Raw genomic sequence first — 626 nt, 5'->3', positions numbered from 1 at the left:
AACTCCGGATGAACTTTTAACCGCGCGTCGGTCAACAATCGGTCGTTCGCAACGAATCACAGTCCGCCGACTATTCTGGATAGGATGGATCTCGAAGCTCACCCATTTCTCATTATCGCGTCGAAATGTATGAATATTAAAGGCGTGAATCGAGGAGGTTTTGGCGCCAGAATCAACGCGCGCTTTTACGGCTGGCAGCCCGAGGTCTGAAAAGGCGCACCATTCTTCACTTCCGATGTTTTGTTTCAATGTTATTCTCTATTGAGCATGATTAAGAAATAAATCTATTCCAAAGCTCAAGGTCATAGCAAGCTATTTATGGCGCTGTTTCACGAAGACCTGCTTATACCGCCTCGTAATGCTCAATCAAAGCATCAAGCTTGCCGATAAACGCGTCGAGCGCGCTTTTTGAATCGAAGTCGCATTCAAATTTGTTATGAAAGAAGATATGTAATTTCACACGCGCATCTTTTAGTAAAAGATTATAACCATCAAAGTCTGAGCTGGCGCTTACGCCATACAGACGATACTCATCACCCTCTTGCTCGCCAAACTGGCGAATCAATTCAAATGCTTTTAGCGCCTTGCGTACTTCAATTTTCTGCTTCAGATCATCCATCATGTAT

2 protein-coding genes are annotated in these 626 nt (G+C 44.1%); both read right to left on the bottom strand.

Annotated features, from left to right (window positions below; genetic code table 11):
* Positions 1 to 249, bottom strand: a 249-nt coding sequence (locus tag A3751_RS21900) for a RimK/LysX family protein (protein WP_231876919.1), incomplete at its 3' end; no start/stop codon positions are given.
* A 94-nt stretch (positions 250 to 343) separates the two neighbouring features.
* Positions 344 to 626 (bottom strand): DUF3081 family protein (locus tag A3751_RS16305; protein WP_082863328.1); only part of this gene is annotated, 283 nt, incomplete at its 5' end.

It is taken from the genome of Oleiphilus sp. HI0080 (genome assembly GCF_001635135.1).
Note: the sequence above shows the minus strand (reverse complement) of the source record. Positions and strands in the feature narration are given on the sequence as shown.